This window comes from Castellaniella sp. (assembly GCF_047971665.1).
Taxonomy (GTDB): domain Bacteria; phylum Pseudomonadota; class Gammaproteobacteria; order Burkholderiales; family Burkholderiaceae_B; genus Castellaniella.
Map to the genome: position 1 here is coordinate 1 of NZ_JBKEAA010000018.1, position 26,820 is coordinate 26,820.

Below are 26,820 nucleotides of genomic sequence, written 5' to 3' on the forward strand. Positions count from 1 at the left end.
CGCTACAGCCCGGACGGCGCCGCCATCTGCAACGTCTCCATCGCCACCACGTCCCAATGGAAGGACAAGGCCACCGGTGACCGCCGGGAGGAAACCGAGTGGCATCGCGTCGTGTTCTACAACCGCCTGGCCGAGATCGCCGGCGAGTACCTGAAAAAAGGCCGCTCGGTCTACGTCGAGGGACGCCTCAAGACCCGCAAATGGCAGGACAAGGAAACCGGCGCCGACCGCTACAGCACCGAGATCGTCGCCGACCAAATGCAGATGCTGGGCGGGCGTGACAGCGGCGGCGACGCGGGCGGCGATTCGGGCGGCTTCTCCCAGCCGCCGGCCCGCCGCGCGCCGCAGCAGCAACAGCAGCCCCGTCCAGCCGCGCCTGCGGCGGCCCCGGCCAGCAATCTGGCGGATATGGACGACGATATTCCGTTCTGACGCGGATCATGCCGGGCGCGGCCCGGCAAGGACATTTCCATGCATGCATCCCGGCCCCGGATCGGGCTGGCCCTGGGCAGTGGTTCGGCGCGCGGCTGGTCGCACATCGGCGTCATCCGCATCCTCGAAGAGGCCGGCATCGTGCCGGACATCGTCTGCGGCACCTCGATCGGCGCGCTGGTCGGCGCGGCCTATGCCGACGGACAACTGGAAAAATTCGAGGCCTGGGTCCGCGGCCTGACCTGGCAGGGCGTGGTGGGCCTGCTGGATTTCACCGTCAGCGGCGGCCTGATTCACGGCGAAAAACTGTTTTCCTTCCTGCGCTCGCACCTGAACGACCAGACGATCGGCGATCTGCCCAAAGCCTATGGGGCCGTCGCCACCGAGCTGGCCACAGGCCGGGAGATCTGGTTGCGCGAAGGCTCCGTGATCGATGCCGTGCGCGCTTCCGCCGCCTTGCCGGGATTGTTCAAGCCCGCCTTGCGCAATGAGGGCCTGCTGGTCGATGGCGCGCTGGTCAATCCGGTGCCTGTGTCGCTGTGTCGCGCCATGGGGGCGGACATCGTCATCGCCGTCGACCTGAATTCGGATCTGATCGGGCGGCATTTCTCGCTCGACGAGCCCCCCGAGGTGCCCCAGTCGGCGGCGCCCGGCGCCCTGGTCTCGGTGCTGAGCCGGCTGCCGCTGGGACCGTGGGCGAACAAGGGCGAAAAGCCCGAGGCGCCGGAGCCGCCGGACATGCCGTCGATCTTTGATGTCCTGGGCATGAGCCTGAACATCATGCAGGTGCGCATCACGCGCAGCCGCCTCGCGGGAGAGCCGGCGGATGTGCTGATCCGCCCCCGGCTGGCGGATTTTGCCTTGATGGACTATCACCGCGCCGCGCAGGCCATCGAGGAAGGCGAACAGGCGGCACGGCGGATGTTGCCGGAGCTGCGGGACATGATCGGCCTGTCCCGGGGGCGTGACAGGGACCGTGACCGGGACATGGACCGGGACGAGGTGTGAGCGGGTTTGCCCGCAGCGGCGTCCCCGGCGGGCCTGCCGCTGTCCGGGACGTCGCGTTCGGGCGTCAGGCCCGATGGGCCTGGGCCAGGCCCATCAGCGTGCGTCGGGCCGCGTCGACGGTGTCGTGCTGGCGCAGCGCCTGCGCCATGGCCAGACCGCCCTCCCGCTGAAAGGCCACGAACCCGGAGAAGCGCGGGCGAACCCAGCTTTGCTCCATGGAGGCGCGGACCGCAGAATAAAACCCGTTGAAGCGCTGGTCGTTGGCCGTGTTTTCCCATCCGCCCAGCGTGGCGGGCTGCCCGAAATGGGCGCCGACCAGGGTGGTCTGGACGGATTCGCTGATCATGTGGGCGATGAAGGCCAGCGCCAGCTCCGTGTGCGGGCTGTGGCGAGACAGGCCCAGGGCGGTGCCGCCGATGGTCGATCCCGCGGCATATGGCGCCTGGAGACCGGCAAAATCCGCGAAAGCCAGCGGCACGCGCTGGTCGGATTCGCCGTAAGTGGCATAGCCATAGACAGCGGGCGAATACACGATGTCATCCCGGGCGACCATGGCTTCATGCAGATCGATGCTGTTCCAGTGCGCGGCTTCCGGCGCGCACAGCGTCAGAAGTCGCGCCAGCGATTCGTAGGCCTGGGTGAAGCTCCCGGCGGGGATGTCCTGGATTCCATGGGCGTCGGCCACGATCGGCTGGCCGAGGTTGGCCATGTAGGAAAAGATCGACATGAGCGCATGGGGCGTCTCGATGGCCGTGCCCAGATACAGGCCTGCCTGGCGCGCCTTTTGGCCCAGGGCCAGCACGTGTGCGTGGGATTGCGGCACGGCGGCGCCGAGGCGGTCCAGCAGGTCCTGGCGGTAGATCGCGTTCTGGGTCGCGCCATCGATGGGCGCGCCCCAGACATGGCCTTCGTAGCGATAGCTCGCCAGGCTCGGGCCGATATAGCGCGGCCCGCTTTCGGGGCCCAGCAGATCGGGCAGGTGCGGATCGAGCGGCATGAAGCAGCCCGACTCGGCGATTCTGCCGGAAAAGGGATGGTCGTAGACGATCAGGTCGTGGCGCCTGGCGATGACCTCGATATCCTGATGCTCGAAGTCGCTCAACGGCCGGATGACCTGGTGGATTTCGCAGTCTTTGTGGATCTGGGTGAACGTCGCGATGGCGGCCGCCATGGGTTGCGTGGCGCGCCGGTTCTGCCAGTTCAGTACGGTGATGGTTTTCATGATTGTCGCGGTCTGCGGGTGACGATGTGGATGTGCTGGCAGATCAGCGCGAGCGAGTCGTCCTGCTTGAGCACCTCGATCTGCTCGATGACGAGTCCCTGATCCGGGCGCTTGTGATCACGTTTTTCGGCGATGGTGCTGCGCACCCGGATCGTGTCCCCGATGAAAACCGGATTGATGAAGCGCAGCCGGTCATAGCCGTAGGACATGCTGTGCGGGTTGATGACATCGGCCGCCATGCCGATGCCGACGCTGAACACCAGGGTGCCGTGAGCGATCCGCTGCTTGAACGGCTGTGTCGCGCACCAGGCCGCATCCATGTGATGGGGATAGAAATCGCCGGTCTGCCCCGCATGCAGCACGATGTCCGCTTCGGTGATCGTGCGTCCGGTGCTCATCCGGGTCTCGCCCGGTTCGTAGTCTTCGAAATAGCGTTCGGTCGTCATGAGTGAGGATGCTCCGTCAACAGTTCCTGCAGGATGCGGTCGGTGTCTTCACCCACCTTGGGCGCGCCTTTCGCGGATTTCAGGACGCGTCCATCGATCCGGATCGGGCAGCGTGTCGTGGTGACGCGGGCCCCGCTGGCGGTGGCGACGTCCTGGATCATGTCCAGCGCCTTGAAGCCCTCGTGCGCCACGAGGGTCGGCCAGTCCATGACTTCCGCGCACCAGATGTCGGCTGGCGTGAGGATGTCCAGCCAGACGCGGGTCGTGCGCGTGGACAGGGTGTCGCGCAGGATGGCCTTGATCTCGTCGCGCGATTCGAACCAGCTGTCAGGAGATGAATAGGGCTCGAGCGCCGGGATTTCCAGCAGCCGGGCCAGTTCGCCGATCGGATTCATGGCGAGGGCCAGGAAACCGTCCCGGGTCGGATAGATGCCGTAGGGCGCGCTCAGGTAGGCGCTGGCGCTGCAGACCCGGCCGCGGACGGGCGCCTCGCCGGATCCGTTCAGGAATGTCGTGAAGAACTCGAACTGCAGGTCCATGATCGATTCGAGCAGGCTGACGTCCACGCGCGACCCGGTGCCGCGCCCGCCCCGGCGGATCAATGCGGCCAGGATGCCTTGAGCCAGATGCGTGCCGGTGATCATGTCGGCGACTGCCACGCCGGCCGCGACGGGCGGGGCATCGGCATCGCCGTTGAGCCATGCCAGGCCGGACATGGCCTGCACCAGCAGATCCTGTCCCGGCTTGTCGCGCCAGGGGCCGGTATCGCCATACCCCGACACGGAGGCATAGACGATGCGGGGATTGATCTTGCGGATGTCCTCATAGCCCAGCCCCAGCCGTTCGATGATGCCGGGGCGGAAGTTCTGGATCATGACATCCGCGCTGGCGATCAGGCCGCGCACCCGTTCGAGGTCCTCCGGGTTCTTCAGGTCGGCCGCAAAGCTGGCCTTGTTGCGGTTGATCGTGTGAAAGAGTGTGCTGTCGCCGTCCACCTGGAGATCGCTCACGTAGAGCTGGCGACACAGGTCGCCGCTGCCCGGGCGCTCGATCTTGATGACGCGCGCGCCCAGATCGGCCAGTCGCAGGGAAGCGGAGGGGCCCGCCAGGAACTGGCTGAAGTCCAGCACCACCAGGCCGGCCAGGGGCAGATCGTCGTGATCGGAGTCGATGTTCATCATGTTTTCTGGAGCTCGTATCGGAATCAGTGCATGAGCAAGGTGGGCAGGAACAGCGAGGCTTGCGGCATCAGCGTCACGAGCGCCAGGACCAGGATCATGGCCAGCACGATGGGCAGGGATTCCCGGAAGGTCTCGGTTGACGGGATGCGCAGCACGCTGCTGGCGGTGAACGACAGCGTGCCCACCGGCGGCGAGACGCCGCCGATCGTCAGGTTCAGGACCATGATCACGCCGAAGTGGACGGGGTCGATGCCCAGGGCGGTCGTCACGGGCACGAGGATTGGCGTCAGCAAGATGATGGCTGCCGTGCCTTCGATGAACATGCCCACGATGAGCAGGAACACGTTGATGAGCAGCAGCAGGAGCAGAGGATCCTTGGTGACAGTCGTCAGCGTATTGGCGATCTGTGTCGGCACGCTTTCCCAGACCATGTAGTAGCCGAATGTCGTCGCGGCGCAGATGATCAGCATGACGATGCAGATGGCGGCCACGGCGTCACGGATGATCTCGGGGATGTGCGAGAAGCGCAGTTCCTTGTAGCAGACCGTGCCGACGAAGATGGCGTAGAGCACGCAGATGGCGCCGGCCTCCGTGGGTGTGAAGATGCCGTAGCGCAGGCCGACAACGATAAAGACCGGCACGGTCAGCGCCCAGACGGCATCCAGGAACGACCTGCCCAACTCAGGCAGGCTCACCATCTTTGTGCGCACCGCTTTGAATCCCCGCTTGCGGGCGATGAGGTAGATGGTGATCATGATGCCCGCGGCGATGAGGAATCCGGGCACGATGCCGGCGATGAAAAGCTCACCGACGGAGACGTTGGCCATGAAGGCGTAGACGATCAGGCCGATGCCGGGCGGGATCATGGCCACAATGGTCGATGAGCAGGCCACGACGGCGGCGGCGAATCCGCGGGGATAGCCTCGCTCGATCATGGAGGGGCCGAGCATCTTGGCGAGCATGGCTGCGTCGGCCGTGGCCGAGGCCGTCAGGCCGCCCATCATGGTGGCGAGGATCACGCTGACCTGCGCCAGACCGCCGACGAAATGGCCGACAAAGGCATCGGCCAGCGCCAGCAGGCGTCGCGTGATGCCCGCGGCGTTCATGATGCATCCCGCCAGCACGAAGAAGGGCAGGGCCAGCAGCGGGAAGGAGTCGGTGCTCGACACCATTTTCTGGGCGAAGATGTCGATCGGCAGATCGGCGCCCAGGTAGAAATAAAGCAGGCTGGGCGCGAGCAGCGACAGCGCCACGGGGACGCTCGCCGCCAGCAGCACGAGCATGAGAAGCATGGGCCAGAGGGTCATGATGCGGCTCCTTCGCCTGGCTGGTGTGCGTTGCGGGGCAGGCCGAAGATCATGAACTGCAGATGGCGCAGGGTCATGAGCGCAAAGCCGGTGGCCGCGCCGGCGTACACCACGGACTGGGGCAGGCGCAGCACGGTCGTGAGGGCGTCGTACGTCGTGATGGCAAAACGGGTCGAAATCACCGTCATCGCGATCAGGACCAGCAGTACGATCACCCGGGAGAGCTGCGACAGGATGGTGGCCAGTCGCGGGGGCAGCGCGTTGAGCAGGACGTCGATGATGATGTGCTCGGCGCGGCGAAAGCCGGCGGCCGAGCCCAGGAACACGGTCCAGGCGAAGGCGATGCTGGCGACCTCCCCGGTCCAGATCGAGGGTGTGTGCGAGACGTAGCGGGTCACGACACCCCAGGTGACCGAGGCGACGACAAAAACGAGGGCGACGGCCGTCAGGATTTCCTCGAAATACAGATCGGAAAGTCGGAGTCTCCCTGCGGATGGGAGCCCCGGAGGGCTGGCGGGACTTGGACTGTTCATGATGGTGGGCGTGAAATGAAGGTGTTGCGGCGGCCCGGGCATGACATGTGGCCCGGGCGGGAGCGGATCAGGCGTATCGGCCGGGCCGCGGCGGTCATGCTGTGGCATCCGGACAGGTCACTTCTTGAGAATGGCCTGGATCTGCGCGTAGGAACCGGGCGTCCACTCCGGGAATTCGTCGTAGATCTTGGCCGTGGCCGCGCGGTACGAGGCGATGTCCACATCGCTCACGACGGTGACGCCCTGTTTCTGGAGCTCGGCCAGGAGTTTCTTGTCGTTGACCAGCGTCATCTCCGTCATATGGTCACCGGCCTTGACCGCCTCTTCGACCAGGATCTGCTGCAGGTCGGGTTCCAGCGAGTAGAAGATCTTTTCGTTCATCGCCAGCCCCACGAAGGCCGTGAAGTGGCCGGTCAGCGTCAGCGTCTTGCGCTGCTCCTGGAGCTTTGCCCCCATGAGTGAGCCGAGGGGCGCTTCGACGACGTCGACGACGTTCTGGGCCAGTGCGCTGTAGACCTCCACCCAGGGCAGGGCCACGCCACGTGCGCCCAGGGCGCCAAAGGTCTTGACGCTGATGGGGTTGGGCTGGATGCGCATGGTCACGCCCTGCATCGATGCCGCGTCGGGGTGCGGTTTGTTGCCCAGCATGTGGCGCTTGCCGAAGAAGTAGTTGAATGCCAGCGGATGGAAGCCTTTGGCGTCCGCCTTCTTGACCAGTTGGGCGTACCAGTCACTGCTCAGGATTTTCTTGAAGTCGTACGGGTCGTCGATCAGGTAGGGGCCGTTGAGGATGCCGAAATCCGGGATGTAGTCCGACAGGTAGCCGGGATCCACCACCTGGATGATCGGAGCGCCTTGCCGGACCTGTTCGTAGGTCTCGCGGTTGGAGCCGAGCTGGCTGGACGGAAAGACGGTGATGTTCAGGCGGCCGTTGCTGCGTTTGTTGACGGCTTCGGCGAACTCGGTCACGGCGAGGTGAATGGGCTCGGTGGGCGCCAGTTCATGGGCGACGCGCAGCTTGACCGTCTTGGCCGAGGTCAGGGCGGGAGTGATCGAAAGCGTGATCGCGCAAGCGGCGATGGCGGCTTTGATGAGGGTACGCATGGTTTGTCTCCATTGGGTGGGCATGTTTTGAATTTCATATTGGTTATATAGATTCTGTATATGATATTAGAAGCTGTCAAGAACTTCTTGTCAGGTCAGGGCGGATGTGCTTCGATACGATTCCGTGACGGATGGCAAGGGTTTGAGAAATCGAGGACATGATGACGGGCGAAAAGGAAAAGAAAGAAAAGAGCCGCGTGCCGGCCTTGGGCAAGGGGCTGGACATCCTGGAAGCCCTGGCCAGCGAACAGCAGGGTCTGAATCAGAAGGAAGTGGCCGAGCGTGTCGGCCGGACGGTCAGCGAGGTGTTCCGCGTCCTGGGCGAACTCGAAAACCGGGGCTACATTGCGCGGGATCCTGAAACCGGCCTGTACACGCTGACACTGCGTCTGTTCGAGCTGGCTCATCTGCATCCGCCGACGCACCGGCTGATCAGCGTGGCCATGGGCAAGATGCAGCTCTTGTCCAATGACATCGGGGTGTCCTGCCATCTCGTGGTTCATCAGCGCGACACACTCATGGTCATTGCCCAGGCGCTGCCCGATAACGTGCTCATGGGCTGGAGCGTCAAGGTTGGCGCCGTTTTTCCGTTTGTGCATACTTATGCGTCGGCGCGCACGATCGCCGCGCATCAGCCGTCGGAATATGTGCCCGACAGGGTGGCCGAACTGACGCGCAACGAGCCGGCGGCCGTGGCGAAACGCCTGTCCGCCCGGCTGTCGACGATCCGCCGCCAGGGGTATGAGATTTCCCGCAGCACGGTGGCTCCGGGGGTGACTGACGTCAGTTGTCCGATCCTCAACCATCTCGGGATCGCGGTGGCCGCGCTGACGATTCCCACGATCGATACTCTGGTGTCGAACGACATGCTGGAAACCCGGATCGCACCCGGGGTCCGGGCCGTCGCGGCGGAAATTTCCCGCGGGATCGGTGGCCTGCCCTCGGCCTGACGCCGCCTCCCCGGACCCGTCCCCCCCATTCAAGCAAAGGCGACAGCCATGAATGCGATCACCGGTATCCGCATCCGTGCGCCCCGGGCAGAGGCGGGCGCCGCTGATCTGTCGGTCTGGCGGTCCGATGTCCGTTGGGCCGGGGCGGTCGAGGAAAGATGCGGGACCGATGCGCAAGGGGCCTACCTCGATCTGCGCCTGCGCGAGGACGCGGCGGCGCGATGGGCGCCAGCGGGCGATACGACAGCGCTGGCGGAGACGCTGGACCTGTCTCCGGACGTGCGGGACGCAGATCTGGAAAAAGAGATTTTCGTCGCCTTGCTGCTGTCCCCCGTGCACTTCGAGTTCCCCTGCGCGGCGGAACTGGCGGCGGCCGTGCGGGTGCGCCGCCGTATCGTTCGGATTGCCCGGCGCACGGTGCTGGCGTTCGACACGGAACAGGCCGAGCGTCCCGAATGCTGGTCGTGGAGCGAGGCAACCGGCTTCATCCTGAAGCCGGGCTATGCGTTGATTCCTTCACTCGAGCGTACGCTCTGGCCGGACCTTTCGGGCCGGCTCTTTTCCTTTTCCTGCTACCGGGCGACGGAATATGTGCTCTTGCTGGCGCTGGCCCGGGAACTGGCCGCGAGCCATCCGGCCGCGCTGGCGCTGCTGGAGCGCCAATGGCGGACGCAGGCGATCCTGTCGAGCGCCTTTCATGACACATTTCTGCGCGAATACGGATCGCTGCAGGCGCCGCTGCCGCCGCGCTGGTATGTGCCGGGCGACCGGCTGTGGTTCCGCAATCCCGACGCGGCATCGGCCGAAGTCGAAGGCTATGAAGGATCCTGGGTGTTTTACCTGGGTTCGGGGCAGTTCACGAATTTCTGGAAACCGGGCCAGCCCTATACGCTGGTGTCGAAGTGCGTGGAACTCTACCACTGGCGCGACGGCCTGCGTCAGGACGGGCCCCGGCGGTGGATGGATGAATCCATCGTCGAGGCCCGCGCGGCGGCCTCCCTGGCTGATCCGGTGGCGACATCCCGCATTCTGGCGCGCATGATGCGCCTGCGCGATCCTGGCGGCGTGTATGCCGAGGGCGGTTGTATCGATGCTTCGCGCGAAGCGCTGCGCTGCCTGTTGCCCGGGACCTGGGATCTGGGGCTGCGCGATCTGGCGGCGCCGGTCTGACCGTTCGCGGCGGCGCAGTGGCCCTGCGAGGGGGACGCTTTGTCTACAGGAAATGATCCAGGATGCGGCGGCTGGCCTTGTCCAGCGCCGCCATGTCGCGCACCAGATACTGCACGCCATGGGCGTCGGCGATCAGCAGGGACGTCGCCGACAGACGACGAATGTCTTCTTCGGCCTTCAGGGTCAGGCGGGTCGGGCCCCGGTCCGTCTCCACGTCCCAGTGGCTGGGGGTCGCCCAGGTCGAGGCGTGACGGATGCGCAGGATCTCCGGCCTGAACTCGCGCTGGGCCAGGTCTTCTTCCACCAGCCGCCGCGCGTCGGTCGGCAGCGCCCGCAGATGCTCGATCGACGCCAGCTCCTGGCCCTGGACGCCGACCAGGGCGATGTGCTCGTCGGGCGCAGTGATGGGAAAGCTGCGGATCGGCGTCACCGGAATATCGGGCTGCGGGGGATGGCTCAGAACCAGCCGGCCGAATGCGTTGCGGGACAATGACCAGCCGGGGAGGCCGGGCACCGGTCCGGCCACGTGCGAAGAGGGGGATGAGATGGCATCGGTCGGCCGCGTGTCAGGGCGCATGCAGAGCCTCGTCGGTGTCGTCATCGGCCTCAGGCCAGCGGACGGGAGGAGGCGCTGACTGGCCTTGCAACTGCGCCTGGTGGAGCCGGGCATAGGCGCCGTCGCGGGCCAGCAGCGCTTCGTGATGGCCGATCTCCACAATCCGTCCGCCCTCCATGACCACCAGGCGGTCGGCCTCGCGCAGCGTGCTGAGACGGTGCGCGATGGAAATCGTCGTGCGGCCGCGCACCAGATTGTCCAGCGCATTCTGGATTTCGTTTTCCGTAGTGGTGTCGACGGACGAAGTGGCCTCGTCCAGGATCAGGATGGGCGGGTCGATGAGCAGGGCGCGGGCGATGGAAATACGCTGGCGCTCTCCGCCGGACAGCGCCTGGCCGCGTTCACCGACCAGGGCGTCGTAGCCGTGCGGCAGGCGCAGGATGAATTCGTGGGCATGGGCGGCGCGGGCCGCAGCGACGATCTCCGCGCGGCAGGCGTCCGGGCGACCATAGGCGATGTTTTCGGCGATCGTGCCATAGAACAGAAAGGGCTCCTGCAACACCAGGCCAATGCGGCGGCGATAGTCGGCGATGGCGTAACGGCGGATGTCCGTGCCGTCCAGCCGGATGGCCCCGCTGGAGACGTCATAGAAGCGGCAGATCAGGTTGACCAGCGTACTTTTGCCCGAGCCGCTGTGGCCGACCAGCCCGATCATCTCGCCCGGCGCGATATCCAGGCTCAGATCGTGGATCACGGTGCGGCTGCCATAGCGGAAGCTGACGTGACTGAGCTCGATGCGGCCCTGGATCCGCTCGGTGCGATGCGGGGTGGCGGGTTCCGGCACGCTGGAGACGTGATCGAGGATATCGAAGATGCGCTTGGCGCCGGCCGCGGCCCGCTGCGTGGTCGAGACGATGCGGCTCATGGAGTCGAGGCGCACATAGAAGCGGCTGATGTAGGCCAGGAACGCCGTCAGCACGCCGACGGTGATCGAACCGCGGGCGACCAGCCAGATGCCGAAGACCCATACCACCAGCAGGCCCAGTTCGGTCAACAGCGTGATCGTGGGTGTGAACAGGGACCAGAGGGCATTGACCCGGTCGTTGATGGCCAGGTTGCGGTTGTTGGCTTCGCGAAAGCGCGCGACTTCGCGGCGTTCCTGCGCGAAGGCCTTGACCACGCGAATGCCGGGGATGGTGTCGGCCAGCACGTTGGTGATGTCCGACCAGACGCGGTCGGCCTTCTCGAAACCGTGGCGCAGGTGGTCGCGCACCCAGTGGATCATCCACAGGATCAGCGGCAGCGGCGCCAGGGTAGCCAGCGCCAGCAGCGGGTTGATGGCCAGCAGGATGGCCGCCGTCATCACGATCATCAGCACGTCGGTGACGAAGTCCAGCAGGTGCAACGACAGAAACAGGCAGATGCGGTCGGATTCGGAGCCGATGCGGGCGATCAGGTCGCCGGTGCGCTTGCCGCCGAAGTACTGCAGGGACAGTTGCTGCAGGTGCTGGTAGGTGGCGGTGCGCAGGTCGGCGCCGATGCGTTCGCTGACCCAGGCCAGGATGGCACTGCGTGCCCAGCCCAGCCCCCAGGCGAGCACCGAGGAGGCCAGCAGGCCGCCCAGGTAGAGCGCTACCAAAGGATAGTCGATCGGGACGCCGTTCTGGAAGGGAATCAGCACGTCGTCCATCAGCGGCATGGTCAGGTAGGGAGGGACCAGCGACGCCGCCGTGGCTGCCAGGGTCAGGATCAGGCCCGCAGCCAGTTGCCGGCCATACGGGCGGGCAAAGCGCCACAGGCGGAACAGCGAACTGGCATCCGGGGCCGTCGGCGGCGCATCGGCCGCCGGCGCGGCGGCGCTGGTCTCGGGCTGGGCCGGTTCTCTCAGGGCCCGCCAGGCGGCCATCAGACGCTGGGCCTCGGGTTGTCGTTCCAGGGTATAGCGCCAGCGAGCCAGGCGGGCGTGGTCATCGGTCAGTTCAAGACTGCCCACCCCGGCGTGGTCCTGCAGGCGTGCGTCCAGGTCGGGGCGCAGCGGCCACGAGCGGCTGGCCTGCGCGTCCGCGGCGCACGCCAGCCATCGGCGGTCGGTCAGGACGATCAGTCCGTCGCTGTAATGCAGGTGCGCGTTCAGATCGATGCGCAGCCAGCCCAGGACCCGCTCATCGGCGGCCAGTTGGGCGGCCAGGATGGCGCGCCACGGTTCGGGCAGGTCCGTCGGGCACAGGCCGGCTGGCGAGGAATCGGAGGAGAGACCTTGCATGAACGAGGAGGGCGAGGGTCGCGGATCGGGGCGCGGGGATCGGACGGATGGGAAGCCTGGAAATCCTGAGCAAGGCGGGCAAAACAGCCACTGTGGCGTTTGCGACACAATTCTCAACTCTTTTTTCGCATTGCGCAACATGGACAAGATTAATATGTGTGCCGATATTTCACAGCAGCCACGAGCACGGATGGCTGCGTTCGCCGTCCCCGGCATCCGACGCATGGTTCGATCATGAGCGAGAAGACGATTGAGTTTCTCAATATGGTGCATCTGAGGGGGCCGAACATCTGGACCTATCGGCCCGTCATCGAGGCGCTGGTGGATATCCATGACCTCGAGGACTGGCCCTCCAATCTGATTCCCGGTTTCTATGAGCGCCTGAGCGCATGGCTGCCGTCCCTGATCGAGCACCGTTGCAGCGTGGGTGAGCGGGGCGGATTTCTCAAGCGGGTGCGCGAAGGCACCTGGCCGGCGCACATCCTGGAGCATGTCACGCTGGAACTGCAGAGCCTGGCCGGCATGCCGGGCGGGCTGGGGCGCGCGCGGGAAACCCCGTTGCGAGGGGTCTACAAGGTCATCGTGCGCGCCTGGCATGAACCGCTGACACGAAAGGCGCTGCATGTCGCCCGCGACCTCGTGATGGCCGCCATCGAGGATCGCTCCTTCGATGTGGCTGGCGCGGTCCGGGAGCTGAAAGTACTGGCCGATGCGTTGAGCCTCGGTCCCAGCACCGCATGCATCGTGGATGCGGCCGACGACCGCGACATCCCGGCGATCCGCCTGAGCGATGCCAACCTGTTGCAACTGGGCTACGGCGTTCGCCAGCGACGAATCTGGACGGCGGAGACCAGCCGGACCAGCGCCATTGCGGAAAGCATCTCGCGCGACAAGGATCTGACCCGCCGGCTGTTGCAGGCCTGTGGGGTACCGGTGCCCGAGGGGCGCCTGGTGGACAGCATCGCCGAAGCCTGGGGTGTGGCTCAGGAACTGGGACTGCCGGTGGTGGTCAAGCCTTCGGACGGCAACCATGGGCGTGGTGTCTTCACTTGCCTGAGTACGCGCGAACAGATTGAGGCGGCCTATGCGGTGGCGGTCGATGAAGGCAGCGGAGTCATGGTCGAACGATTCATCCAGGGTGATGAGCACCGCCTGCTGGTGGTGGGCGGGCGCGTGGTGGCCGCCGCGCGTGGCGAGGCCGCGATGGTGGTGGGTGACGGAACAGCGACCGTGAGCCAGCTGATCGAGAGCCAGATCAATTCCGATCCGCGCCGTGGACGCGACGAGGATCATCCGTTGAATTTCATCCGCCTCGATTCGGCGGTCCGCCTGGAATTGAAGCGTCAGGGCCTGCACGGTGAGGCCGTCCCCGAACGTGGCCGTGCGGTGCTGATTCAGCGCAGCGGCAACGTGTCCATCGATGTCACCGACGCGGTGCATCCCGATGTGGCGGAGCAGGCGGTGCTGGCGGCGCGTGTGATCGGCCTGGATATCGCCGGGGTCGATCTGGTGGCGCGCGATATTTCACAGCCTCCGGGCGCGCAGCAGGCCGCCATCGTCGAGGTCAACGCGGGTCCCGGCCTGCTGATGCACCTGAAGCCCGCCGTGGGGACGCCCCGGCCAGTTGGTCAGGCAATCATCGACGACCTGTTTCCCGCCCCCGAGGACGGCCGCATCCCGGTCATCGGCATCAGCGGCAGCCGGCACACGGCACCGGTCGCCCATCTGGTCGCTCATCTGTTGCGTCTGGCCGGCCATGAGGTGGGCCTGGCCTCGTCCGAGGGGTTGTTCATGGGGACGGCGCGGGTGACATCGCAGGATTCCGCGCATTGGGAGGCGGCGCGCCGCGTGCTGCTGAACCGGATCGTCGAGTACGCCGTGATCGAGAACGGCGGTCGCGTCATTCTGGGCGAGGGGCTGGCGTATGACCGTTGTCAGGTCGGCGTGGTCACCGGCATCGATCCGGCTGTGACCTGGCCGGCGTTCTACATGGAGACGCCCGAACATCTGGCGCGTGTCTTCCGTACGCAGGTGGACGTCGTTCTGCCGGGCGGGGTGGGGGTACTGAACGCGGATGATCCGCTGACGGTGGAACTGGCGCCGCTGTGCGACGGGGCTGTACTGTTCTATGGCCGGGATCCGGAAGGGCTGGCCCTGCGTACGCATCTGGAAAGCGGTGGTCGCGCGGTCTCGGTTCATGGCGGAATGGCGGTGCTGGCCGAAGGCGGCCTCCAGATTCCCGTGATCGGCCTGGATGAGATCGGACATGCCATCGCCCTCGCGGGTCCTGGCGCGTCCGCCGAACCCGAGGGCCTTTCCGCCGTGCTGGCTGCGCTGGCCGCGGTCTGGGCACTGGGGCTGGATGTCGAGCACATGCGCATCGGCCTGCGCACCTGGAACACGCGCCCCCTGTCCGACGAGCCGCCCCTCGCGGCCTGACGATTTCTTCCTGGTCCGGCGGGAGGACTGCCGGATCCTCACCTCCCGAGGATATTGGTCATCATGGAAGTCTCCCGAGTCCGGGCCCTGCGCGGGCCGAATCTGTGGTCGCGTCAGACGGCGATCGAAGCCATCGTCGCCTGCTCCGAGAGTGAGCGCGCGATCGACGACATGGGGGCGTTCGAGACGCGTCTGCGCACGCGCTTTCCGGATATCGACCTGCCGCGCCCCTCAGGCCTGGAAGGGACTCACTCCCTGGCGCACATCCTGGCGATCACGGCCTTGCGGCTGCAGACGCAGGCGGGCAGTCCGGTGGCCTTCTGTCGGGCGGCGCGTACACTGGAACCGGGCATCTACCAAGTGGTGATCGAGTACGTCGAGGAGGCTGTCGGCCGTCTGGCGTTCGATCAGGCGTTGGCGTTGTGCCTGGCGACGCTGCGTGATGAGCCTTTCGATTCTGGGGTGGTGATTGCCGGGTTGAAATCGCTGTGTGAGGACGTGCGCCTGGGGCCCAGCACCGGCGCCATCGTCCAGGCAGCTGTTCGTCGGGGCATTCCGTACCGGCGATTGACCGAGGGCAGTCTGGTGCAGTTTGGCTGGGGACGTCGCCAGCGCCGCATCCAGGCGGCCGAGACCGACGCCAGTGGCGCCATCGCCGAGGCCATCGCCCAGGACAAGGCGCTGACCAAATCGTTGCTCGCTGCGGCCGGCGTCTCCGTTCCCGAGGGCCGTTGCGTGGCGGATGCCGAGGATGCCTGGGTGGCGGCCCAGGAGATCGGCGGGCCGGTGGTGATCAAACCGCTAGACGGCAATCAGGGCAAGGGTGTCGCGGTGAATGTGCTGGGCAGGGAGCCCGTGATGGCCGCCTACGCCGTGGCCCGTTCCCACGGTTCTGGAGTGCTGGTGGAGCGCTATTTTCCCGGCCATGATTTTCGCCTGCTGGTGGTGGGGGACCGGCTGGTCGCGGCGGCGCGGCGCGATCCGCCGCAGGTCGTGGGGGATGGCCAGCACAGCATCGCGGAGCTGGTCGAGCAGATCAATCAGGACCCGTTGCGTGGCGAGGGCCACGGCACGTCCCTGACACGCATCCGGCTCGACGAGATTGCGTTGAGCACCATGGCCGTCCAGGGTTGCGGCCCGGACTCGGTGCCGCAGCCCGGCGCCTGTGTGGTGTTGCGCAACAATGCCAACCTGAGCACGGGCGGGACGGCCACGGATGTGACCGATCATGTGCATCCGGATCTGGCGGCCAGCGCCGTCACGGCGGCGCGCATGGTGGGCCTGGATGTCTGTGGCATCGATCTGGTCAGTCGGGACGTCTACCGACCGTTGACGGCGCAGACCGGCTGTTTCGTCGAGGTCAACGCGGCGCCCGGCCTGCGCATGCACCTGAGTCCGTCCTTTGGCACGGGGCGCGATGTCGGCGCAGCCATCATCGACATGATGTATCCCCCCGGAGACACGGGCCGGGTGCCGGTGGCGGCGGTGACGGGCACCAATGGCAAGACCACGACCGTGCGGCTGCTTGCGCATCTGTGCGCCCAGTCGGGAGCTTGCGTGGGCATGACCAATTCCGATGGCGTCTATGTGGGCGCCCGGCGCATCGACACGGGCGACTGCAGCGGGCCGCGCAGTGCGCGCAACGTGCTGCTGCATCCGGACGTGGACATGGCGGTGTTCGAGACGGCGCGCGGCGGCATTCTGCGCGAGGGGCTGGGTTTCGACTGCTGCGATGTGGCCGTGGTGACCAACATCGGGATCGGCGACCACCTGGGGCTGAACTACATCAGCACCGTCGAGGATCTTGCGGTCGTCAAGCGCGTCATCGTCGAGAATGTCGCGCCGACGGGGATGGCCGTGCTCAATGCCCAGGATCCCATCGTTGCGCAGATGGCGTCCAGCTGCCCCGGGCAGGTCACTTTCTTCGCGCGCGACAGCCGCCATCCGGTGATCGAGACTCATCGGGCGCAGGGCGGCCGGGTGGTGTATGCGGATCAGGGGGATCTGGTGTTCGCGCGCACCGGCACCGAGACGCGGATCGAGCTGGCCGCCGTGCCGCTGACCCGCGCCGGGCGCATCGGTTTTCAGGTCGAGAACGCCATGGCGGCGGCAGCGGCTGCCTGGGCGCTGGGGGTGGACTGGGTGCATATCCAGGCGGGTCTGGCCTCGTTCGTCGGCAATGCGGCCACCGTGCCGGGGCGTTTCAATGTGTTCGAGCATGGCGGGGCTACGCTGATCGCGGACTATGGTCACAATCCGGATGCGATGCTGGCCCTGGTGGAAGCCGTCGAGTCCATGCCCGCGCGACGCCGGATCGTGGTGATCAGTGGCGCGGGCGACCGGCGCGATGAAGATATCCGCCGTCAGACGGAAATCCTGGGGGATGTGTTCGATACGGTCATCCTGTACCAGGATCGGTGCCAGCGTGGCCGCGGCGATGGCGAAGTGCTGATCCTGCTGCGCGAGGGGCTGGGACAGGCCCGGCGCATGAGCCGGCTCGAGGAGATCCATGGCGAGTTTCTGGCCATCGACACAGCGCTGGACGCCCTGGCGCCTGGCGACCTGTGTCTGGTGCTGATCGATCAGGTCGAGGAGGCCCTGGCCTATATTTCCCGACGAGTCGGCGCCGGCGAGGATCGCGGGCGTGGGATTTCCATCCAGGCAGGTGCATCGCAGGCGCAGACGAGGTAATCTGCCCGTGTGCGAAAACGCCTTTCGTAGCGCGACGACCCGCCGCTCTGTGCCGTTTCTGTCGGACTCTCTATGAAATCCTCCGCCCTTGTCTCTGGAATGCCCGCGCCCGCGGGCTGTCCTCCCATTCGCCTCCGCCGGTCGGCCTCGCCGGCCGGCGCGCGGGTCCGCGGCTGGTGGACGCGTCTGATCGGCGGCCTGGTGCTGCTGGGGGCTGCGCTGGGCTGCACGTCCGCGCTTGCTCAAGGCTATATCAGCCGCAAGCTCGACATGCCTGTGCCGGGCGGTGTGGCGGTGGTGCCCCTGGGAACCGCCAGCCAGGCGCCGCAGGCCACTTATGGGGATCAGCGGGTCATGGTGATCCAGGACAGCGATGGCCAATGGATCGCCGTGGTGGGCATCCCGCTGGGTACGGCCCCGGGCCGCCAGTCCCTGCTGGTGCAGGGCGGGACGGCCGCCACGTTCCAGGTTCGCGCCAAGGAATACGCGGCGCAACACATCAAGCTGAAGAACCGTCGCCAGGTCTCGCCCGATCCCGAGGATCTCAAGCGGATCAAGCGCGAACTCGATCTGCAACTGGCGGCCTATCGCACCTATCGGGACGGTGTCGTGCCCAGCAACGTCATGCTGGACCGCCCGGTGGACGGGCGGCTGTCGAGCCCGTTCGGGCTGCGCCGTTTCTTCAATGGCGAGGAACGCAATCCGCATTCCGGGCTGGACTTTGCCGTGCCCTCTGGCACGCCCGTCAAGGCGCCGGCCGCCGGCCGCGTGGTGTTGGTGGGGGATTATTTCTTCAATGGCAAGACGGTGTTCGTCGACCATGGGCAGGGCTTCATCAGCATGTTCTGTCATCTGTCGGCCATCGATGTCAAACCCGGCGATGAGGTCGCGCGGGGCGCCGTCGTGGGCAAGGTGGGCGCCACGGGGCGCGCCACGGGGCCGCATCTGCATTGGAACATCAGCCTGAACGCGGTCCGGGTGGATCCGGCCATTTTCATCGGGGCAGCCCGCCGGCCTTAGCGAGATGACGCGCGCTATCGAGCCGGATATTTCCAGTCTGCCATTGAACCGGACATTTCTGGTTGCGCAGACCGGGCATGTGCACGTGGCGCAGCCATCGACGTGCGCATGAGGTGTCTCGCGCGGGCGATTGATTTAATATATGAAGCTTCACCTGCGCCGGTCGCCCGCGGATCCGGGCCGGCCGGTCCTTTCCAGTCGACCGGCCCACAAGGCAGGTTCCTATTCGGAATCAATCATGGACACGTCCGTTTCCCGCCCGCTTTTTTCTGAACGCGCCAACCAGCTCACCAGCTCGGCCATCCGCGAAATCCTCAAGATCACCGAACGGCCCGAGGTCATCTCGTTCGCCGGCGGCCTGCCTTCGCCCGAGGGCTTTCCGATTGCCGAGCTGCGGGCCGCCTTCGACCAGGTGCTGGCGACCCAGGGCGCCACTGCGTTGCAGTACGGCCGCACCGAGGGCTATACGCCGTTGCGCGAGTGGGTCGCTCAGGATCTGTCGCGTCCCGGGTTGACGATCGATCCTGAGGAAGTCCTGATCGTGTCCGGATCGCAGCAGGCGCTGGACATGCTCGGCAAACTGTTCATCGATCAGGGGGCGCGCGTGTTGGTCGAGGCGCCCAGCTATCTCGGGGCGCTGCAGTCGTTTTCCCAGTTCCAGCCGCACTACCAGTCCGTCCCCACCGATGAGCGAGGCCTTGTGCCCGAAGCCCTGGACGACGATCTCGCCCTGGGCGCGCGCTTCATCTACGTGCTGCCCAATTTCCAGAACCCCACCGGTCTTACGCTGGATCGCGAGCGCCGCCAGGCCCTGGTCGAGCGCTGCGCCCGCCTGGGGCTGCCCATCATCGAGGACGATCCCTACGGCGAACTGCGCTATGCGGGCGAACCGCAGCCCGGCCTGCTCGAACTGGGCCGTCCGGTGGGTGCGACCGTGATCCGTCTGGGCACCTTTTCCAAGGTGCTGGCGCCCGGCATGCGCCTGGGCTACGTCGTGGCGCCGCGCAACATCATCTCCAAGCTCGTGCAGATCAAACAGGCCACCGACCTGCATACCGCGACAGTCACCCAGATGGCGGTGTACGAGGCCGTGCGCCGCGGTTTTCTGCGCGCCCATCTGCCCAAAGTCCGTGAGCTCTACCGCCGCCAATGCGGGTACATGCTCGATGCCCTGCAGGCGCATTTCCCTTCCGATGCGCGCTGGACGCGCCCTGAAGGCGGCATGTTCATCTGGGTCACGCTGCGCGAGTCCATCGACACGGCGCAATTGCTGCAGGCGGCAATCCAGCGCAACGTGGCGTTCGTGCCGGGCGCGCCGTTCTATGCCGGCGTCGAGGCGCCCGCCAATACGCTGCGCCTGAGTTTCGTCACCGTGCCTGAGGATCGCATCCGCATCGGCGTGCAGACCCTGGCCGAACTCATCGGTCCGGCGCCCGCGCGCGGATGACGGCCGGCGGGACCCCCGCAGGTCCGGGGCGCAACGGCTCCGACCTGTCTGACATGCGTTTCGATGACTGGGTGGCCCGTTGGCTGCCCGCGTCCTGGGGACCCTACGCGCGCCTGTGCCGGCTGGACCGGCCCGTTGGCACCTGGCTGACCCTGCTGCCCGCGTTGGCGGCGCTGGTTCAGGCGGCCGATGGCTGGCCGACACTGTGGCGTCTGGTGGTGTTCTCCCTGGGCGCGCTGCTGATGCGTGGCGTCGGCTGCACCTTCAACGACATCTTCGACCGGGATTTCGATCACCGTGTCGAGCGGACACGCTTTCGTCCGCTGACCAGCGGCCAGCTCACGCTGCGGGCGGCGTTGTGGTTCGCCGTCGCGCAGTTGCTGGTCAGCGCGACGCTGCTGTTCGCCATCAATGCCTACAGCCGCTGGCTGGCGCTGGCGCTGTTGCCGCTGGTGGTGATCTATCCGCTGTGCAAACGCTATACCTACTGGCCGCAGGCCGTGCTGGGGGCGGCGTTCAACTGGGGCATGTTGATGGCCTGGTCCGATACCCGCGATGCGGTGCCCTGGTATGCGGTCGCCATGTGGCTGGGCGCTGTGCTGTGGCAGATCGGCTATGACGCCATCTACGCCTACATCGATCTGCGCGATGATCGCATGCTGGGCCTGAAATCGGTCGCCATGCGTTTCGGCGACCAGGGACGGGCCTGGATCGGCGGCATGTATGCCGCCACGGCGGTACTGTGGATCGCGTCCGGCTGGGGGATGGACATGGATTGGCCCTATTACCTGGTCATGGCCATCATCGCGGGGCATTTCGTCTGGCAGGTGCGCGTCTTCGACGTGCGTCATCCGGAACGCGGCCTGCGGTTGTTCCGCTCCAACATGCTGGTGGGGGTGCTGATGATCGTGGCCTCGCTGGCTGGCACGGTCCTGCGTCCCTGGCTGTAAGCCAGGACGGCTCGCGGGGCGCGGCTTCGCGCATGCGCATGCGGGCACATCTCTCTGCAAGGTACGGACGGCGTTCTCTGAGCAGCCAGCGCTGTTTTGCGTGTGCGCATGCGAGTGTATGGGCCTCGCGGGCGATCCCGTCTGGCGCAGGCCCGGCGTTGCGGCTAGACTGATTCCATCAAGAATGACGGCGCCGCCCGACGGTGCCACAGGAGACCGCACGTGATGACCGCAGACTCGCCGGAGACCGCGGCGCTGGAATTCGATTACGTCATCGTGGGCGCCGGCTCGGCCGGCTGCCTGCTGGCCAATCGCCTGTCGCGCCAATACCGCGTGCTGCTTCTCGAGGCGGGTGGCGCCGATGACTGGCGCTGGATCCACATCCCGGTCGGCTACCTGTATTGCATCGGCAATCCGCGCACGGACTGGTGCTATCACACGCAGCCGGATCCTGGCCTGAATTACCGCTCCCTGGGCTATCCGCGCGGCCGGGTGCTGGGCGGTTCATCCTCGATCAACGGCATGCTCTACCTGCGCGGCCAGGCTGCCGATTATGACGGCTGGGCGGCGCTCGGCAATCCGGGCTGGGCCTGGTCCGATGTGCTGCCGCTGTTCCGTGACGTCGAGGATCATCATGCGGGGGCCAGCGAATTCCATGGGGCTTCGGGCACCTGGCGGGTCGAACGCCAGCGCCTGCGCTGGGAGGTGCTCGATGCTTTTCGCGATGCGGCGGCCCAGGCGGGCATCGTGCGCACCGACGATTTCAACCGTGGCGACAATGCCGGCTGCGATTATTTCGAGGTCAATCAACGCCGGGGCGTGCGCTGGAATGCGGCCAAGGCCTTCCTGCGCCCCGTCATGGATCGGGACGCCCTGCGGGTGATGACCGGCGTGCGGGTCGAACGGATCACCTTCTCGGGCCGCCGCGCGACCGGGGTCGATTGTGTGGCGAACGGCGGGCGCGTGCATGCCGTGGCGCGCCGGGAGCTCATCCTGGCGGCCGGCGCGATCGGATCGCCCCAGCTGCTTCAGGTCTCGGGCATCGGTCCCGCCGAACGCCTGCGCAGGCTCGGCATCCCGATCGTGCTGGACCTGCCCGGCGTGGGCGAGAATCTCCAGGATCACCTGCAACTGCGCATGATCTACCGCCTGCAAGGCGCGCACACGCTGAACACCCTGGCGAATGCCTGGTGGGGCAAGGCCTGGATGGGCCTGCAGTACGCCCTGTTCCGCAGCGGGCCATTGTCGATGGCGCCCTCGCAGCTGGGCGCTTTCGCGCGTTCGGACCCGGCGCGTCCCCGCCCCAACCTGGAATACCATGTCCAACCCCTGTCGCTGGACAAGTTCGGTGATCCGCTGCATGACTTCCCGGCCATGACCGCCTCGGTCTGCAATCTGCAGCCTGGCAGCCGGGGCCACGTGCGCATCGTCTCGCCCAACGCCGCCGATGCGCCGGAGATCCTCTGCAATTATCTGCAGACGCCGCAAGACCGTACCGTGGCGGCCGATGCCTTGCGCCTGACGCGGCGCATCATGGCCCAGCCTGCACTGGCGCGCTACCAGCCCAGAGAATACTTGCCGGGTGAGGCGATCCAGACCCAGGAGGCCCTGGAAGCAGCCGCCGGCGACATCGGCACCACCATTTTCCATCCGGTGGGGACATGTAAAATGGGGGTCGATCCGTTGGCCGTGGTGGATCCGGAGCTGCGTGTCCGGGGGCTTGAAAGCCTGCGGGTGATCGATGCCTCGATCATGCCGGTCATTACTTCGGGCAACACCAATTCGCCGACGATCATGATTGCCGAAAAGGGCGCGCGCCTGATTCTGGGCGAGGCCTGAATCCCTCTATTCCGCCTTTCACACAGGACCTGGACATGGTCAGTCATACCGAGGTCGTGGCAACTGCGCTGTTCGCCATCGCCATCATCCATACCTTCTCCGTCCCCGTTTTCGCCCGTCTGGCCAATCGTGGCGGACCGCATGCCGGTCTGTGGCACCTGCTGTCCGAGGTCGAGGCCGTTTTCGGGATCTGGGCCTGTGTGCTGTTTGCGTGGATGGGATTGACACTGGGCATGAAGGGGGCCATCGAATACCTGGATACACGCAATTTCACCGAGCCGGCTTTCGTCTTTGTGATCATGGTGGTGGCGGCCAGCCGGCCCATCATCGAACTGGTTCGTCTGCTGGTCGATTTCGTGTCCCGCCTGCTGCCGATGGCCCGCGAGGTCTCGCGCTTTTTCGTCATCATGACCCTGGTGCCGCTGGCGGGCTCGCTGATCACGGAGCCGGCCGCCATGACCCTGGCGGCCCTGTTGCTGCGCCAGGCCTATTTCCGCCGGCCCGGCCAGGACGGGTTCAAGTACCTGACGGTCGGCGTGTTGTTCGTCAATGTGTCCATCGGCGGGGTGCTGACGGCCTATGCGGCGCCGCCGGTGCTGATGGTGGCCCAGACCTTTGGATGGGATACGACCTTCATGGCCACGCATTTTGGCTGGCGCGCGGTGACCGCCGTGCTGATCAATGGCTTGATCCTGTCGATGATCTGCCGGCCCTTCCTGCTCAATGGCAGCCTTGGCGTGCAGGAGGGTGAGGACGGAGAGGAAAACGAGAGCAAAAAGCGCTCGCCGTCGCCGCCCGCCGTGATGGCTGTGCACGTGCTGTTCCTGATGGGGATCGTACTGGCTTCGCATCACATGCACATCTTCATGGCGCTGCTGGTGCTGTTCATTGGCTATACCCAGGCCTACAAACGCCACCAGTCGCCGCTGCTGTTGCGCGAAGGGCTGATGGTCGGTTTCTTCCTGGCGGGGCTGGTGGTGCTGGGCGGTCTGCAGCAATGGTGGCTTCAGGATCTGCTCGGCGGGCTGTCGCCTTACGTCCTGTATTTCGGCGCCACGGCGCTGACGGCGGTCACCGATAATGCGGCGCTGACCTACCTGGGCTCGCTGGTCGAGGGTACGGGCGATCTCTGGCGCTATATGCTGGTGGCGGGCGCCGTCACGGGGGGCGGCCTGACCGTGATCGCCAATGCGCCGAATCCGGCCGGATTTTCCATCCTCAAAGGCTGCTTCGGTGATGGCACGATCTCGCCGCTGCGGCTGCTGGCCTCGGCGGCCGTGCCGACGATGGTGGCGGTCGTGATGTTCCTGCTGCCCAATTCTTTCAGCTGAGGTCGCGGCGTCGCGCGCAGGGCATCGACAGCCCAAACCCGCGCGACGAATGGGGATTCCCGCAAAAGGATTAAAATCCAAGCCGTCGATTATTTCGGAATCACATGCTGTGCCTATCTATGCCTATCGTTGCAGCCACTGCGGCCATGAGCAGGACGTGTTGCAGAAAATCTCGGATCCGCGGCTGACGACCTGTCCGGCCTGCGGTCAGGATACTTACGAAAAACAGGTGACGGCGGCCGGTTTCCGCTTAAAGGGCGGCGGCTGGTACGAAACCGACTTTCGCGGAGGAGGAAAATCCGCCCCGAAATCCGCCGATACGGCGGGCGGCGCATCGTCCGGCTCCGCCTCTGGTGGCGGCGCGTCCGGCTCCGCCTCTGGCGGCGGTTCCTCTCCTCCCGCTTCGACGTCGGGCTGATTCCCTGAACCCATGCGCTTCCTCAAACGCTACTTCATCACCGGCCTGCTGATCTGGCTCCCGCTGGTGGCCACGGTCTGGGTGCTGACCGTTCTGGCCAACACGCTCGGTTCCATGGTGCCATCGTTCCTGTCGCCCGAGGCGTTGTTCGGGGTGGCGATTCCGGGGTTCGAGCTGGTCCTGGTCCTGCTGATCATTCTCATCACGGGGCTGTTCTGCGCCAATTTCATCGGCCGTGCCATCCTGTCACGCTGGGAATCCCTGCTGGGACGCATTCCTCTGGTGCGCTCCATTTATAATTCGGTCAAGCAGGTCAGCGACACCGTGTTCGCGCCCAACGGCCAGGCCTTCCGCGAAGCGGTGCTGGTGCAGTATCCGCGCCAGGGCGCCTGGACCATCGGTTTTCTGACCGGCGCGCCCAGTACCGAAATCGCCGCGTTGCTGGAGGGCGATTTCGTCAGCGTCTATGTGCCCACGACGCCCAACCCGACGTCGGGTTTCTTCCTGATGATGCCGCGCACCGATGTCCAGGTGCTCGACATGTCGGTGGAAACCGCCCTGAAATACATCGTGTCCATGGGGGTGGTGGCGCCGTCCGCGTCGTCGTCCCAGATACAGATGGACCTGCCGGCCGTGGCGCCCCCCGACAGGCAGTCTCATTGAATCCGGACAATTCTTTCAAATTCAAACAATTCCTCTGACGGAGCCATTCTTGAACCGCACTTGCTACACCGGCGAGGTATCCAAAGTCCACCTCGACCAGACCGTGACCCTGTTCGGCTGGGTGCATCGTCGCCGCGACCATGGCGGCGTGATCTTCATCGACCTGCGCGACCGCGCGGGCCTGGCCCAGGTGGTGGTGGATCCGGACAACAAGGCCGCGTTCGAGACCGCCGAGAGGATCCGCAACGAATACTGCTTGCGGATCACCGGCCTGGTGCGCCTGCGTCCCGAAGGCACCACCAATCCCGATCTGCTCTCGGGTGAAATCGAGATCCTCTGCCGCGAGATCGAGATCCTGAATACATCGGTCACGCCGCCGTTCCAGCTCGACGACGACAACCTGTCCGAGACCACGCGCCTGACGCACCGGGTGCTGGATCTGCGCCGTCCGCAGATGCAGCGCAACCTGATGTTGCGCTATCGCGTGTCCATGGTGGCGCGCAACTACCTCGATGCCCTGGGGTTCGTCGACATCGAAACCCCGATGCTCACCCGCAGCACGCCCGAAGGCGCGCGCGATTATCTCGTGCCCTCGCGCGTCAATCCGGGAGAGTTCTTCGCGCTGCCCCAGTCGCCGCAGCTGTTCAAGCAGATGCTGATGGTGTCCGGGTTCGATCGCTACTACCAGATCACCAAGTGCTTCCGCGACGAGGATCTGCGCGCGGACCGCCAGCCGGAATTCACCCAGATCGATTGCGAGACCTCCTTCCTGGACGAAGTCCAGATCCGCGAGATCTTCGAGGGCATGGTGCGCGAGGTCTACCGCCAGGTGCTGGACGTGGCGCTGCCCGATCCTTTCCCCACCATGAGCTGGGAAGAGGCCATGCGCCGCTTCGGTTCGGACAAGCCGGACCTGCGCGTCAAGCTGGAATTCATCGACGTCGCCGATCTGATGCGCGGTGTGGACTTCAAGGTCTTCGCCGGTCCTGCCAATGACCCGGCCAGCCGCGTGGTGGCGCTGCGCGTGCCCGGCGGCGGCAGCCTGCCGCGCAGCGAGATCGACGCGTATACCCAGTTCGTCGGGATCTATGGCGCGCGCGGTCTGGCGTATATCAAGGTCAACGACGCCAGCGCGATCCCCGAAGGCCTGCAGTCGCCCGTCGTCAAGAACATCCATGCGGACGCATTGCGCGCCCTGATCGAGCGGACCGGCGCACAGAATGGCGATCTGATCTTCTTTGGCGCCGATCGCGCCAAGGTGGTCGCCGACGCCATCGGCGCACTGCGCGTGAAAATCGGCCAGAGCGAATTCGGCCGCGCCAACGGGCTGTTCGAGCCGGGCTGGAAGCCGCTGTGGGTGGTGGATTTCCCCATGTTCGAGTACGACGAGGGCGAGGGCCGCTACACGGCGGCGCACCATCCCTTCACCTGCCCCAAGCCGGGCCACGAGGACCTGCTGGAGACCGATCCGGGCAAGGCCCTGGCGCGCGCCTACGACATGGTCATCAACGGCTGGGAAGTCGGCGGCGGCTCCGAGCGTATCCACCGCGCCGATATCCAGCGCAAGGTCTTCAAGGCGCTCAAGATCGACGACGAGGAAGCCCGCCTCAAATTCGGTTTCCTGCTTGATGCGCTGCAGTATGGCGCGCCGCCGCACGGCGGTCTGGCCTTCGGCCTGGATCGACTGGTGACGCTGATGGCGGGTGCGGAATCCATCCGCGACGTGATCGCCTTCCCCAAGACGCAACGCGCCCAGTGCCTGCTGACCCAGGCGCCGTCTGCTGTGGACGAGAAACAACTGCGCGAACTGCATATCCGCCTGCGTCAGACGGAAGCCAGATAGGGCGGGG

Annotated in this window: 21 protein-coding genes and 1 pseudogene; 14 read left to right on the top strand and 8 right to left on the bottom strand. The window is 65.9% G+C overall.

Features of this window, described 5'->3' with window-relative positions:
• Positions 1–432 (top strand): single-stranded DNA-binding protein (gene ssb / locus ACK5JE_RS06710; RefSeq protein ID WP_416800924.1); only part of this gene is annotated, 432 nt, incomplete at its 5' end.
• 33 nt (positions 433–465) lie between these two features.
• Positions 466–1,440, top strand: coding sequence for a patatin-like phospholipase family protein (locus ACK5JE_RS06715; RefSeq protein ID WP_416801072.1), 975 nt, complete (start codon positions 466–468; stop codon positions 1,438–1,440).
• A gap of 64 nt (positions 1,441–1,504) precedes the next feature.
• Here the strand turns inward: ACK5JE_RS06715 and ACK5JE_RS06720 are convergent, their stop codons facing one another.
• From ACK5JE_RS06720 to ACK5JE_RS06745, 6 genes are all read right to left on the bottom strand, one after another.
• Positions 1,505–2,662: an ABC transporter substrate-binding protein gene (locus ACK5JE_RS06720; RefSeq protein ID WP_416800925.1), complete on the bottom strand. Its 1,158-nt coding sequence runs from the start codon at positions 2,660–2,662 to the stop codon at positions 1,505–1,507.
• Positions 2,659–3,108: a MaoC family dehydratase gene (locus ACK5JE_RS06725; RefSeq protein WP_416800926.1), complete on the bottom strand. Its 450-nt coding sequence runs from the start codon at positions 3,106–3,108 to the stop codon at positions 2,659–2,661. The genes ACK5JE_RS06720 and ACK5JE_RS06725 overlap by 4 nt, the downstream gene beginning before the upstream one ends.
• A complete protein-coding gene (locus tag ACK5JE_RS06730; RefSeq protein WP_416800927.1) occupies positions 3,105–4,289 on the bottom strand; it encodes a CaiB/BaiF CoA transferase family protein in 1,185 nt (394 codons plus the stop codon). The genes ACK5JE_RS06725 and ACK5JE_RS06730 overlap by 4 nt, the downstream gene beginning before the upstream one ends.
• Positions 4,290–4,312: 23 nt before the next feature.
• Positions 4,313–5,596, bottom strand: a complete 1,284-nt coding sequence (locus ACK5JE_RS06735; RefSeq protein ID WP_416800928.1) for a TRAP transporter large permease — start codon at positions 5,594–5,596, stop codon at positions 4,313–4,315.
• On the bottom strand, positions 5,593–6,129 hold the full coding sequence (locus ACK5JE_RS06740; RefSeq protein ID WP_416800929.1) for a TRAP transporter small permease: 537 nt from the start codon (positions 6,127–6,129) through the stop codon (positions 5,593–5,595). The genes ACK5JE_RS06735 and ACK5JE_RS06740 overlap by 4 nt, the downstream gene beginning before the upstream one ends.
• Before the next feature lie 117 nt (positions 6,130–6,246).
• Positions 6,247–7,233 (bottom strand): C4-dicarboxylate TRAP transporter substrate-binding protein, encoded by a 987-nt coding sequence (locus tag ACK5JE_RS06745; protein WP_416800930.1) that lies wholly within the window; start codon positions 7,231–7,233, stop codon positions 6,247–6,249.
• Between the two features lie 158 nt (positions 7,234–7,391).
• On the opposite strand from ACK5JE_RS06745, the gene ACK5JE_RS06750 reads away from it, so the two are divergent.
• The gene (locus ACK5JE_RS06750) at positions 7,392–8,183 is read left to right on the top strand and encodes an IclR family transcriptional regulator (RefSeq protein WP_416800931.1); all 792 of its coding nucleotides are present in this window, start codon (positions 7,392–7,394) and stop codon (positions 8,181–8,183) included.
• A 48-nt stretch (positions 8,184–8,231) separates the two neighbouring features.
• Entirely contained in the window at positions 8,232–9,353 is a 1,122-nt protein-coding gene (locus tag ACK5JE_RS06755; protein WP_416800932.1) for a hypothetical protein, read from the top strand.
• A gap of 43 nt (positions 9,354–9,396) precedes the next feature.
• Here the strand turns inward: ACK5JE_RS06755 and ACK5JE_RS06760 are convergent, their stop codons facing one another.
• Entirely contained in the window at positions 9,397–9,930 is a 534-nt protein-coding gene (locus tag ACK5JE_RS06760; RefSeq protein ID WP_416800933.1) for a DUF1854 domain-containing protein, read from the bottom strand.
• Positions 9,920–12,172, bottom strand: coding sequence for an ABC transporter ATP-binding protein (locus ACK5JE_RS06765; RefSeq protein ID WP_416800934.1), 2,253 nt, complete (start codon positions 12,170–12,172; stop codon positions 9,920–9,922). The genes ACK5JE_RS06760 and ACK5JE_RS06765 overlap by 11 nt, the downstream gene beginning before the upstream one ends.
• Before the next feature lie 234 nt (positions 12,173–12,406).
• On the opposite strand from ACK5JE_RS06765, the pseudogene cphA (ACK5JE_RS06770) reads away from it, so the two are divergent.
• The 10 genes and pseudogenes from cphA (ACK5JE_RS06770) to aspS form a co-directional block, all read left to right on the top strand.
• Positions 12,407–14,572 (top strand): annotated as a pseudogene (gene cphA, locus ACK5JE_RS06770) (cyanophycin synthetase); the annotation flags it as partial.
• A 102-nt stretch (positions 14,573–14,674) separates the two neighbouring features.
• Positions 14,675–17,302 carry a cyanophycin synthetase gene (cphA, locus tag ACK5JE_RS06775; protein WP_416800935.1) on the top strand — a complete coding sequence of 876 codons (2,628 nt, stop codon included), beginning with the start codon at positions 14,675–14,677 and terminating at the stop codon, positions 17,300–17,302.
• Between the two features lie 270 nt (positions 17,303–17,572).
• Entirely contained in the window at positions 17,573–18,322 is a 750-nt protein-coding gene (locus tag ACK5JE_RS06780) for a peptidoglycan DD-metalloendopeptidase family protein (RefSeq protein ID WP_416801073.1), read from the top strand.
• A 238-nt stretch (positions 18,323–18,560) separates the two neighbouring features.
• On the top strand, positions 18,561–19,769 hold the full coding sequence (locus ACK5JE_RS06785) for a PLP-dependent aminotransferase family protein (RefSeq protein ID WP_416800936.1): 1,209 nt from the start codon (positions 18,561–18,563) through the stop codon (positions 19,767–19,769).
• Positions 19,770–19,822: 53 nt separating this feature from the next.
• Positions 19,823–20,719, top strand: a complete 897-nt coding sequence (ubiA, locus tag ACK5JE_RS06790; RefSeq protein ID WP_416800937.1) for a 4-hydroxybenzoate octaprenyltransferase — start codon at positions 19,823–19,825, stop codon at positions 20,717–20,719.
• A 225-nt stretch (positions 20,720–20,944) separates the two neighbouring features.
• Complete coding sequence (locus ACK5JE_RS06795) at positions 20,945–22,558, top strand: GMC family oxidoreductase (protein WP_416801074.1); 1,614 nt, start codon at positions 20,945–20,947, stop codon at positions 22,556–22,558.
• Between the two features lie 35 nt (positions 22,559–22,593).
• Positions 22,594–23,889, top strand: coding sequence for a putative Na+/H+ antiporter (locus tag ACK5JE_RS06800; RefSeq protein ID WP_416800938.1), 1,296 nt, complete (start codon positions 22,594–22,596; stop codon positions 23,887–23,889).
• 49 nt (positions 23,890–23,938) lie between these two features.
• Complete coding sequence (locus ACK5JE_RS06805) at positions 23,939–24,307, top strand: FmdB family zinc ribbon protein (protein ID WP_416800939.1); 369 nt, start codon at positions 23,939–23,941, stop codon at positions 24,305–24,307.
• Positions 24,308–24,319: 12 nt separating this feature from the next.
• On the top strand, positions 24,320–24,970 hold the full coding sequence (locus ACK5JE_RS06810) for a DUF502 domain-containing protein (RefSeq protein ID WP_416800940.1): 651 nt from the start codon (positions 24,320–24,322) through the stop codon (positions 24,968–24,970).
• Positions 24,971–25,019: 49 nt separating this feature from the next.
• A complete protein-coding gene (aspS, locus tag ACK5JE_RS06815) occupies positions 25,020–26,813 on the top strand; it encodes an aspartate--tRNA ligase (protein ID WP_416800941.1) in 1,794 nt (597 codons plus the stop codon).
• Positions 26,814–26,820 lie beyond the last annotated feature (7 nt).

What these genes read in the sequence shown, in the direction of transcription:
- ACK5JE_RS06720 (WP_416800925.1), bottom strand. Translation starts at nt 2,662, where the DNA reads ATGAAAACCATCACCGTACTGAACTGGCAGAACCGGCGCGCCACGCAA.
- ACK5JE_RS06725 (WP_416800926.1), bottom strand. Translation starts at nt 3,108, where the DNA reads ATGACGACCGAACGCTATTTCGAAGACTACGAACCGGGCGAGACCCGG.
- ACK5JE_RS06730 (WP_416800927.1), bottom strand. Translation starts at nt 4,289, where the DNA reads ATGATGAACATCGACTCCGATCACGACGATCTGCCCCTGGCCGGCCTG.
- ACK5JE_RS06735 (WP_416800928.1), bottom strand. Translation starts at nt 5,596, where the DNA reads ATGACCCTCTGGCCCATGCTTCTCATGCTCGTGCTGCTGGCGGCGAGC.
- ACK5JE_RS06740 (WP_416800929.1), bottom strand. Translation starts at nt 6,129, where the DNA reads ATGAACAGTCCAAGTCCCGCCAGCCCTCCGGGGCTCCCATCCGCAGGG.
- ACK5JE_RS06745 (WP_416800930.1), bottom strand. Translation starts at nt 7,233, where the DNA reads ATGCGTACCCTCATCAAAGCCGCCATCGCCGCTTGCGCGATCACGCTT.
- ACK5JE_RS06750 (WP_416800931.1), top strand. Translation starts at nt 7,392, where the DNA reads ATGATGACGGGCGAAAAGGAAAAGAAAGAAAAGAGCCGCGTGCCGGCC.
- ACK5JE_RS06755 (WP_416800932.1), top strand. Translation starts at nt 8,232, where the DNA reads ATGAATGCGATCACCGGTATCCGCATCCGTGCGCCCCGGGCAGAGGCG.
- ACK5JE_RS06760 (WP_416800933.1), bottom strand. Translation starts at nt 9,930, where the DNA reads ATGCGCCCTGACACGCGGCCGACCGATGCCATCTCATCCCCCTCTTCG.
- ACK5JE_RS06765 (WP_416800934.1), bottom strand. Translation starts at nt 12,172, where the DNA reads ATGCAAGGTCTCTCCTCCGATTCCTCGCCAGCCGGCCTGTGCCCGACG.
- cphA (WP_416800935.1), top strand. Translation starts at nt 14,675, where the DNA reads ATGGAAGTCTCCCGAGTCCGGGCCCTGCGCGGGCCGAATCTGTGGTCG.
- ACK5JE_RS06780 (WP_416801073.1), top strand. Translation starts at nt 17,573, where the DNA reads ATGCCTGTGCCGGGCGGTGTGGCGGTGGTGCCCCTGGGAACCGCCAGC.
- ACK5JE_RS06785 (WP_416800936.1), top strand. Translation starts at nt 18,561, where the DNA reads ATGGACACGTCCGTTTCCCGCCCGCTTTTTTCTGAACGCGCCAACCAG.
- ubiA (WP_416800937.1), top strand. Translation starts at nt 19,823, where the DNA reads ATGCGTTTCGATGACTGGGTGGCCCGTTGGCTGCCCGCGTCCTGGGGA.
- ACK5JE_RS06795 (WP_416801074.1), top strand. Translation starts at nt 20,945, where the DNA reads ATGACCGCAGACTCGCCGGAGACCGCGGCGCTGGAATTCGATTACGTC.
- ACK5JE_RS06800 (WP_416800938.1), top strand. Translation starts at nt 22,594, where the DNA reads ATGGTCAGTCATACCGAGGTCGTGGCAACTGCGCTGTTCGCCATCGCC.
- ACK5JE_RS06805 (WP_416800939.1), top strand. Translation starts at nt 23,939, where the DNA reads ATGGGGATTCCCGCAAAAGGATTAAAATCCAAGCCGTCGATTATTTCG.
- ACK5JE_RS06810 (WP_416800940.1), top strand. Translation starts at nt 24,320, where the DNA reads ATGCGCTTCCTCAAACGCTACTTCATCACCGGCCTGCTGATCTGGCTC.